Origin of the sequence: Psychrobacter nivimaris (assembly GCF_009812035.1) — a bacterium.
GTDB classification, from domain to species: domain Bacteria; phylum Pseudomonadota; class Gammaproteobacteria; order Pseudomonadales; family Moraxellaceae; genus Psychrobacter; species Psychrobacter nivimaris.
Map to the genome: position 1 here is coordinate 1 of NZ_VZIZ01000025.1, position 8,211 is coordinate 8,211.

At 42.2% G+C, this 8,211-nt stretch carries 6 protein-coding genes and 1 pseudogene; 2 read left to right on the plus strand and 5 right to left on the minus strand.

Going from position 1 to position 8,211, the window contains the following annotated elements:
* Window positions 1-609: IS6-like element IS1008 family transposase (locus FQV37_RS10435; protein WP_160022863.1), on the plus strand; the 609-nt coding region annotated here is incomplete at its 5' end.
* 27 nt (window positions 610-636) lie between these two features.
* Here FQV37_RS10435 and FQV37_RS10440 read toward each other — a convergent pair.
* The 5 genes from FQV37_RS10440 to FQV37_RS10460 all read right to left on the minus strand — a co-directional run bounded on the left by FQV37_RS10440 (window position 637) and on the right by FQV37_RS10460 (window position 7,774).
* Window positions 637-1,536 carry a cation diffusion facilitator family transporter gene (locus tag FQV37_RS10440; protein ID WP_102078870.1) on the minus strand — a complete coding sequence of 300 codons (900 nt, stop codon included), beginning with the start codon at window positions 1,534-1,536 and terminating at the stop codon, window positions 637-639.
* An 86-nt stretch (window positions 1,537-1,622) separates the two neighbouring features.
* Window positions 1,623-4,763, minus strand: a complete 3,141-nt coding sequence (locus FQV37_RS10445) for an efflux RND transporter permease subunit (protein ID WP_160022865.1) — start codon at window positions 4,761-4,763, stop codon at window positions 1,623-1,625.
* Complete coding sequence (locus tag FQV37_RS10450) at window positions 4,753-5,982, minus strand: efflux RND transporter periplasmic adaptor subunit (protein ID WP_025644120.1); 1,230 nt, start codon at window positions 5,980-5,982, stop codon at window positions 4,753-4,755. The genes FQV37_RS10445 and FQV37_RS10450 overlap by 11 nt, the downstream gene beginning before the upstream one ends.
* Before the next feature lies 1 nt (window position 5,983).
* On the minus strand, window positions 5,984-7,309 hold the full coding sequence (locus FQV37_RS10455) for a TolC family protein (protein WP_102090289.1): 1,326 nt from the start codon (window positions 7,307-7,309) through the stop codon (window positions 5,984-5,986).
* 48 nt (window positions 7,310-7,357) lie between these two features.
* Window positions 7,358-7,774 (minus strand): cation efflux protein, CzcI-like, encoded by a 417-nt coding sequence (locus FQV37_RS10460; RefSeq protein ID WP_227543712.1) that lies wholly within the window; start codon window positions 7,772-7,774, stop codon window positions 7,358-7,360.
* A 330-nt stretch (window positions 7,775-8,104) separates the two neighbouring features.
* On the opposite strand from FQV37_RS10460, the pseudogene FQV37_RS14390 reads away from it, so the two are divergent.
* Window positions 8,105-8,211: pseudogene (locus tag FQV37_RS14390) on the plus strand (transposase); the annotation flags it as partial.

Genomic DNA, 8,211 nt, shown 5'->3' on the forward strand with positions numbered 1-8,211 from the left:
GAAATGCTGGCCGAACGGGGTGTGAATGTTGATCACACGACTATTTACCGTTGGGTTCAACGTTATGCTCCTGAAATAGAAAAACGTTTACGCTGGTATTGGCGTAATCCTACAGATTTACATTCATGGCATATGGATGAGACTTATATCAAAGTGAAGGGGCGATGGACTTACCTGTATCGTGCAGTTGATCAACGGGGTCATACGATTGACTTTTACCTTTCCGCTAGACGGAACAGTAAATCAGCCTATAGTTTTCTAGGAAAGATCTTCAATACGGTGAAAAAATGGCAAATTCCACGGGTCATCAATACAGATAAAGCAGCGACCTATGGCCATGCCTTATCACGATTAAAGCGAGAAGGAAAATGTCCAGTAGATATTGAGCACAGGCAGATTAAGTATAAAAATAATGTCATTGAATGTGATCATGGTAAGTTAAAGCGGATCATCAGGGCCACATTAGGATTCAAATCTATGAAGACGGCTTATGCCACAATTAAAGGTATTGAAGTCATGCGTGCACTACGTAAAGGACAAGCATCGTCATTTTATTATGGTCAGCCTCAGGGTGAAGTGTGTCTAATCAACAGGGTTTTCGGTCTCTAAGTACTTTTTAAAGGGAACATCATCGACTCAAATCTCTATTTGCAACAGTGCCTTACATTTCGTATTTTCTATTTGTAACGTAATTTCAGTAATATTATGATTATGTTTTAGAACTTCTAAGGCCTTTTGATAGAGTTGATCTGTATTGCTATTCGGAGCAACCAAATGAGCAGTTAAATGAATATTTCTTGAGGATATAGCCCAGACTTTCAACTGATGAATCCCTTCAACGCCCTCTAGCTTCAATAAATCATTTCTTAACGACTCAATATCAATCTCATCAGGAACTCCTTCAAGCAGAATATTAATACTTTGTTTTAATAAAATCCAAGTTCGAGGTAAGACCCAGAAGCCAATTAACACAGCGATTACGGTATCAACCCACATCCACTGGGTAAAATAAATAACTATTCCTCCGATAATCACGCCTATCGATCCTAGAGCATCACTAAGAACTTCTAAATATGCACCTTTTATATTTAGACTTCCTTCAGCACTAGCAGAAAGGATTTTCATTGAAATCAAATTTATGACCAAACCACCAACCGCGACAATCATCATTCCAACACTTTGAATTTCAGCAGGATTCGTAAAACGTTGATAAGCTTCATATACAATATATATTGCTACCACAAAAAGCATCACCGCATTAAACAGAGCCGCTAAAATTTCAAATCGCTGATAGCCAAAAGTTCTTTTATCATCTGCGGCTTTTTTACCAATTTTGATAGCGGCAAGAGCAATAGCTAAAGCGGCTGCATCAGTAAACATATGAGCTGCATCAGATAACAAAGCCAAACTTTGGGTAATAAAAGCAGCGACAACTTCTACTATTAAAAAAGTAGTCGTTAAACCTAAGGCAACCATTAACTTCTTACTATTTTCTTCAGTAACAACCGCATGGCTATGATCATGATGTTCTGACATAAAATATTTTCCTTATTCTATTTATGATGAGCAGAGATATTGGATAACAGCCAATATCTCTGCTGTAAATCGACTAATCTATTGGATTAAGAAACTTTTTTTTCATTTATCCAACGATAAAGCACGGGTAACAGCACCAAAGTTAGTAATGTTGAAGAGATAATCCCGCCAATCACTACGGTTGCCAGTGGCCGTTGAACCTCAGCCCCTGTTCCGGTTGACAGCGCCATTGGTACAAAACCCAGTGAAGCCACACAAGCTGTCATCAACACTGGTCTTAAGCGCAAAATAGCCCCTTGCCACACGGCTTTATGCACTGGATATTTGTCCCTTAATTCATTAATAAAGGTCAGCATTACCAGTCCATTGAGGACTGCAACACCAGATAAGGCAATAAAGCCAATTCCAGCTGACATCGATAATGGAATATCCCTTAGCCAAAGGAACAGCACACCACCGGTCAAGGCAAAGGGTATCCCGGTAAAGACCAATAGACTTTCTTTGACATTGTGAAAGACCGCCATCAGTAAAATAAAGATAGTGATTAAAGTCAGTGGAATCACGATTTGCATCCGTGCTTTGGCTGAAGCCAAATTTTCAAACTGACCGCCATATTCTATCCAATAACCACTTGGCAAAGTGTATGCTTTGAGCTGTGTCTGTACATCAGAAACAAAAGACCCTAAATCACGCCCTTCAACATTCGTTGTAACCACAACTCGGCGTTTACCATTTTCTCGACTGACTTGGTTGATTCCTTCAATGGTCGAGACTTGCGCGACATCCGACAATAAAATACTGCCACCATTTGGAAGCTGAATAGGTAACTGGGAAACAGATGCGACACTACGGTCTTGCTCTCCAAGACGGATAACAAAATCAAAACGACGATCGCCTTCTAAAATCTCTCCCACGCTTTGTCCACCAATATTGGTTGCCACAAGGTCTTGAATTGAACGCACACTCAAACCATATTGTGCAGCCAAAGTTTTATTTACCTCGACATTCAGTAATGGCAAACCTGAGGTCTGCTCAACTTTCACGGCACTGCTACCCGATATTTGCTGAATGATTTTGGAGATTTTAGTCGCCTCAGTATTGAGGACATTCATATCATCACCGAAGATTTTCACACCAACATCACTACGCACACCTGAGATCAATTCATTAAATCGGAGTTCAATCGGTTGTGAAAATTCACTATTATTGCCTGGAATCGTGGCTAAATACGTCACCATACGGCCACGTAATTCATCTAAACTTTCTTTAGGATTTGGCCATTCTGAACGAGGCTTTAACATGATATAGCCATCTGAAATATTGGGTGGCATGACATCTGTTGCAACCTCGGCTGTACCCGTTCTGGCAAATACTGCCTTAATTTCAGGGAAACTCTTTAAAAGAAGTTTTTCAGTATTCTCCTGAATACGTAAAGACTCTTCTAAGCCTGTACTTGGTGAACGTAACTGTTGTATCGCAAAGTCTCCTTCACTGAGCTGTGGTGCAAATTCACTGCCGAGTTTGGTACTGATAAATCCCGTAATCACTAATAAACACAGTGCAAAAGTCAGCACAACTGCTTTGTATTGATACGAAATATCAAGAGTTTGCTGATATTTAGCTTTTAGCCATAACATCCAACGACTTTCTTTTTCTTGAATATCGCCTTTGACCCACAATGCCACAGCAGCAGGCACAAAGGTGATCGATAAAATAATGGCTGCAACAAGGGCGAGTACCACTGCCAATGCCATCGGATGGAACATTTTTGCTTCCACACCACTTAAAGCAAAAATCGGCAAATACACCACCAAAATAATAAGCTGACCAAAAATAAGAGGACGACGTGCTTGGCGGGCAGCCAGAAAAACTTCCTTAAAGCGTTCACTTTGTGTGAGAGGTCGTTTTAACAGTTGCTGTGTATGGGCTAAACGCCGGATACAGTTTTCGACAATCACCACAGCACCATCGACAATGATGCCGAAATCGAGTGCACCTAAACTCATCAGATTGGCACTGATATTTTGCTGTGCCATCCCGGTTAAGGTAAACAGCATAGAGAGTGGAATGACACAGGCAGTAATCAAGGCAGCACGGATATTCCCTAAAAACAGGAACAGAATGATGATGACCAGGATTGCTCCCTCTACCAAGTTTTTCTGAACGGTTTTAATCGCCTTCTCAACCAAGGTAGTACGGTCGTACACCGTTTCAATCACTACCCCTTTAGGCAAACTATTCTGAATATCTTGAAGCTTGGCATCCACAGCTTTAGAAACAGTCTGGCTATTTCCACCCATCGCCATCATGACAATCCCTAAAACGGTTTCTTTGCCGTTATAGGTTGCCCCACCGGTTCTTAAATCATGCCCAATAGAGACTTGCGCAATATCACCAACCCGAATTGGGCTGCCATTTGGGCTACCCAGCATGGTGTTCTCAATATCAGAAAGCCCATTGAATGCACCCGGTACACGTACCGTCAGTTGCTGACCATTGTCTTCAATATAACCTGCACCTCGGTTCTCATTATTTTGCGCTAAAGCCTGTTGCAGTTGTTCTAATGAGATATTCAGTTGCTGCATCCGGTTTAAATCGGGAGAGACCACATAGGTTTTTTCAAAACCACCAATACTGTTGACCTCTGCAACTCCCTTAACACGTTGCAGTTGAGGACGCACAATCCAGTCCTGAATCTCACGCAAATCCATCGGCGTGTATGCAGTTCCATCCGGCTTTTTCGCATTCGGATCTGCCTTCAGTACCCATTGATAAATCTCACCGAGACCCGTAGAAACGGGGGACATCGTCGGTGCGATTTGTGCAGGCAACTCAGATTGCGCCTCCTGTGTCCGTTGGTTAATCTGCTGACGGGCCCAATAAATATCAGTCCCATCTTTAAAGATAATGGTGACTTGAGAGAGTCCATAACGGGATATGGAACGGGTAAGCTCCAGATCCGGAATGCCAGCCATGGCATTTTCAATGGGATAGGTAATCAGCTGTTCGACTTCAAGCGCAGTAAAACCCTTGGCTTGAGTATTAAGCTGGACTTGGGTATTGGTAATATCGGGTACAGCATCAATCGGGAGTTTCTGATAGCTATACACCCCGACCGCAATCCAGGTACAGGCAAAGAGCAACACCCAAATCGCATTTTGTATGGAAAACTGAATGATTCGTTCGAATAAACCTTCTGGTTTTGGCAGATCAGAATTAATGTCCATGGCCTGCCTCGTCTTTTTCTAATTCAGATTTCAACAAGAAACTGCCTTGAGCGATATACTTCTGCCCTTCAGTCAGCCCAGAAATCACTTCAAGCCATTGTCCATCACTTGAAGCCTGCCCCAATTGCACTTTCTGTGCTTTTAAGTGGACTTGACCTTTTTGTTCTGAATCTACGATGAAAATACTGTCTTCACCTTCAATACTTTGCAGCGCAGACTTTTGAATCCGAAGGGCTGATTTTGCTGTAGCTTCCGGAATCAACACTCTCACTAACACATTAGAACGCAACTCAGTAGCTTGCGCATCGAGTTTTGCGCGCACCACCAGACGCCCTGTTTGTACATCTGCCTGAGAGGTTAAGCTTTGTACAGTAGCTTTATAGCTTTGATCTGAATCATTCACTTTAAAGTCAATTTTTTGCCCGGCTTGCAGTTGACCTGAGAATTGATTCGGCAAATTAAACTCAAGCCATAAATCTTTCAGCTGTTCAATGACAAAGAGCTGATTAGCCAGTTGCACATTTTCACCGACCACAATATCTTTTTGACTGATCACCCCAGAGATCGGTGCTTTAATCAGAAAACGCCCATTGTTATTGCCACTTGCACCTAGTGCATTTAAACGTGCTTGTGAGGACTGGACAGTAATCTGCGCTTGACGGTAGGCATTTTCGGCACGCTGGTAATCCTGTTTGGCAGAAACCCCCTGTGACCAGAGTTGCTGTTCGCGCTGGTAATCTTTACGGGCCAAATCCAGATTCACCTGTGCCATACGCAGATTTGCCTGTTGGTCGATCAGTTCAGGCACGGTTAGTACAGCCAGCGTTTGTCCTTTTTGCACGCTCTGTCCTAAAGCCACATTGATCTGCTCGACATAACCACTAAAATTAGGCGATATATGCGCTTGTTGATCGGTATTCACCACCAATTTACCTGGCAGGGTTGTCAGCTTTTCAACCAATCCTGTGGATGCAACAGCAACTTTTAAACCTTGTTCAACCATTTGTTGGCTGGTCAGTTGTATTTCGCCTTCTTCAGCATGTCCTTCTTCAGAACTATCTTCATCAGAATATTCGGCATTTCCCTCATCATAACCCTGCCCCTCAGATTCAGTTTTTTTTGAACTTAACCAAATAGCCAGACTGACCAAGACCGTAATCAGAATCAAAACTACAATCATGAGAGACTGGGATATTTTTCCGTTTTGCTTGGCGTTCATTTTATCGTGCTCCCCCATTGATTAAATTTTGCGATGCTTCGACTGCCTTTTTATTCAGTTGTGTATAGGCATCCGAACGGCTAATTTCTTCATAACTTGTGCCAATACTGAGTGCCTCAGCTGCTAGGGCAGTTTGCCAAGCTTGACGTAGAGTTTGTAATTGACCCAATCGAAGATTCTGCAGTTGGGTGGTTGCTTGCTGAACGTCGGTAATGGACAGTTTCCCTGCCTGAAACCCTAGTAAAGTACGGCTCTGAACTTTGGTCGCCAAAGTAACTTGTGCTGTTGTGGCATCGAACTGGCTACGTAAACCTTTGAGCTGATGCATGCTGTTGGCAATATCGAGTATTTGTTGCTTCAGCTCACGCTGCTGCTGTTGGTTCAGCAATATTTGCTGTTGCTGGACCATCGGGATCGCATATTGCTGGCGATTGAAAATATTCAGTGGAATAGCCACGCCGATTGCTAAAGTCGTATCGTTGCTTTCATTAGGGGTTTTGCTACGTTTCATGCCTACATTTAAAGTCGGATTGGGACGTGCCTGAATTCTTAAATTTTCAATTTGATGATCCGATTGCTGAATGTTCAAGGCATAGAATTTTTCTAGCCACCCTTCAGCAATATACCGTTGCACAGTTTGGAGACTTTGCTCTGGCCAAGGGATAGCGGTTTTATTCAATTGAAGATGTGAAGATGTTTCTCCCCCCCACAAATTAGACAGCTGACGACCGGCAGCTTGTTTATTCAGCATCGCTTGCTCATAAAGTCGTTGGATTTCTAGCGCTTCAATTTGGGCACGCTCAAAATCAACCAGGGCAATACTGCCTGCCTGATAGCGTTTCTGGGCACTGTCCAGATTGACTTTACTTGTTTTTAACTGTACTGAATAAGCAGACTGCTCAACCTCAGCAAGTGCAAATTGCGACCATGCAAATTTAACAATCAGTTGGCTTTGTGCCTTCCATAATTGCTGTTGCAATTGGATTTGTTGATTCGAGGTATTGGCAATCACCCGGTTCAGCTTACGCTGACCAAATAGATCTAGAGGTTGACTAACGCCAACATTGAATTCCTGTTCTTGACCTGAGCCAAAGCCAGACTGTTCTAAACTTATACTTGGATTCTGCCATAACCGACTTTGCTGAATATTCAATTCAGATATTTGCTGAACTTGTTGCCACGGCTTGTCTTGAGTCTGGTAACTTTGTACTTTTGCTAAAGCGGATTCAAAGCTGGTAACGTTTTCAGCATAGCTATATTGCATAGCCGCTGCACATATACAAGCAACCAAGCTATGACGCAAGAGTATAATTGATTGTGAAGACATGATTTTTCCCACTTATTTAAATAATAAAAGTGGTGGGAATGTTTTAGGCTACCCCACCATGAGCGGGGAAAATTCGGGAGGTGGGCTTTGTTGAAACAGGTCAGGAGCCTGATAGCTGTTTTTCCAATGAAATTGTGGATTCACTTTAACTTCAGAGCTTGGATGAAACACATCTACTTTTTCATTTTGTACAATCAAATGCATCATCGATGGTAGATGATCTTGATGATCTTCACCGATTTCTAAATCGCTACTGAATGTTTTTATGTTTTCTGACTGTCCATTATGATCGTGTTGACGACTATCGCTGGCACACAAGGTATTTTGGTGATGACCAAAATGATAACTCTGCTGTGATTGAGGCTGTTGTTCATGGACACAAAAGGCCGCCGCCACATTCCAAAAGCTTTGGAACATGAACAATCCAACCAAGACTGTAATCCATGTAGTAGAACGCATCATCATAACAACCGAAAAATTTGTACCAAGTATAAGGCTTAGAGCCACTCCAAGGTCAAGCTTAATAAATTAAATTAAACATTCAATGAACACTGAATAGCCGGCACTTTTGCAAATTTACCTTGTCTCTATAAGCTCACATCAATTTCAGGTAAGAATAACAATAGATAGTGAACCGTACCGGGTTTGTCGGAGACTTTTTATTTAAGTTAGGCCACCTGACCTAACGGGTTAATCTTATCATTGTACATTGCTTCAAACTCAAAAGGCAATTTTCCATGAGAGTTTCCCAAACTTTATGTAACTGCTTATAATCCACTAACCGGAGAATAAGCAATGACTAACCAATCTGACATCAAGAAACTGGCTGAGCAAATGGCCAGCAGCATGAAAAGCTTCGATGACATCAAAGACTTTCAAAAGCAGCTCATGCAGTCCTTCAT

What these genes read in the sequence shown, in the direction of transcription:
- FQV37_RS10440 (WP_102078870.1), bottom strand. Translation starts at nt 1,536, where the DNA reads ATGTCAGAACATCATGATCATAGCCATGCGGTTGTTACTGAAGAAAAT.
- FQV37_RS10445 (WP_160022865.1), bottom strand. Translation starts at nt 4,763, where the DNA reads ATGGACATTAATTCTGATCTGCCAAAACCAGAAGGTTTATTCGAACGA.
- FQV37_RS10455 (WP_102090289.1), bottom strand. Translation starts at nt 7,309, where the DNA reads ATGTCTTCACAATCAATTATACTCTTGCGTCATAGCTTGGTTGCTTGT.
- FQV37_RS10450 (WP_025644120.1), bottom strand. Translation starts at nt 5,982, where the DNA reads ATGAACGCCAAGCAAAACGGAAAAATATCCCAGTCTCTCATGATTGTA.
- FQV37_RS10460 (WP_227543712.1), bottom strand. Translation starts at nt 7,774, where the DNA reads ATGATGATGCGTTCTACTACATGGATTACAGTCTTGGTTGGATTGTTC.